General features: G+C 68.2%; 2 protein-coding genes. Both read left to right on the top strand.

Features of this window, described 5'->3' with window-relative positions; genetic code table 11:
* On the top strand, positions 1-628 hold a 628-nt coding region (locus tag ABFS34_16855), incomplete at its 5' end, for an NADH-ubiquinone oxidoreductase-F iron-sulfur binding region domain-containing protein (protein ID MEN8377096.1).
* Positions 628-1,357 (top strand): 2Fe-2S iron-sulfur cluster-binding protein (locus ABFS34_16860; GenBank protein ID MEN8377097.1); only part of this gene is annotated, 730 nt, incomplete at its 3' end. The genes ABFS34_16855 and ABFS34_16860, both read left to right, overlap by 1 nt.

A 1,357-nucleotide genomic window follows, 5' to 3' on the forward strand; every position in this document is an offset into this window, starting at 1 on the left:
CATCATCGGCAAGGGCGCGGACTGGTTCAAAGGCTTCGGCACAGACAAGAGCCCGGGCACGACGATCTTCGGCGTCTCCGGCCACGTGGCGCGGCCCGGCCTCTACGAGCTCCCGCTCGGCACCCAGCTCGACACGATCATCTTCGAGCACGCCGGCGGCATCCTGGGCGGCCGCAAGGTGAAGGGCGTGATCCCCGGCGGCATGTCGATGCCGATCCTGCCTGCCGGTCAGCTCGACGTGCCGATGGCAAACGAGTTCCTGCGCGAGCGGAAGACGATGCTCGGCACCGGCGGCATCATGGTGATGGACGAGACCACGTGCATGGTGCGCGCCGGCTGCGTGATCTCGTATTTCTTCCGCGACGAGTCGTGCGGGCAGTGCACCCAGTGCCGTGAGGGCACGGGCTGGATCAACAAGGTGGTCCAGCGGATCGAGCGCGGCGCCGGCAACTACGACGACATCGACGTGCTGCTGAACGTGGCCGCGAAGATGGAGGGGCAGACGATCTGCGCCTTCGCCGACGCCGCGGCCTGGCCGGTGCAGGGCCTGCTGCGCCACTTCCGCGAGGACTTCGAGGCGCACGTCCGCGAGGGCCGGTGCCCCTTCCCCGAGAGCTTCGTTCTCTGATGGCGCGAATCACCGTCGACGGCGAGAGCTACGAGGTCCCGGACGGGCGCACGATCCTGCAGGCGCTCGACGAGCTGGGCCTGCTCATGAACGGCGTCGACGTGCCGCACTACTGCTGGCACCCGAAGCTCTCGATCGACGGCTCCTGCCGACTCTGCCAGGTCGAGGTCGAAGGCCTTCCGAAGCTCCAGATCGCCTGCAACACGCCGGTGAAGGACGGCATGGTGGTGAACACAACGGGCGAGCGTGTCCAGAAGGCGCGCGAGGGCGTGATGGAGCTCCTGCTCGTGAACCACCCGCTCGACTGCCCGATCTGCGATCAGGCGGGCGAGTGCAAGCTCCAGGACTACGCCTACGCCTACGGCGTACAGCACGCACGGACGCGGGAGCCGCGCCGCGCGCTCAAGAAGAAGGTGGACCTCGGCCCCACCATCGTCTTCGACCAGGAGCGCTGCATCCTGTGCCGGCGCTGCGTGCGCTTCTGCCGCGAGGTCCCCGAGACGGGCGAGCTCGTCGTGCAGGGCCGCGGCGACCGCTCGGTGATCGAGACGGCGCCGGACCAGCCGCTGGACAACGACTACTCGATGAACGTCGCCGACATCTGCCCGGTCGGCGCGCTCACGACGAAGGACTTCCGCTTCAAGATCCGGGGGTGGTTCCTGGAAGACGTGCCCGGCGTCTGCACCGGCTGCTCGAACGGCTGCAACGTGCACGCGGGCGTCGCGAACA

It is taken from the genome of Gemmatimonadota bacterium (assembly GCA_039715185.1).
Taxonomy (GTDB): Bacteria; Gemmatimonadota; Gemmatimonadetes; order Longimicrobiales; family RSA9; genus DATHRK01.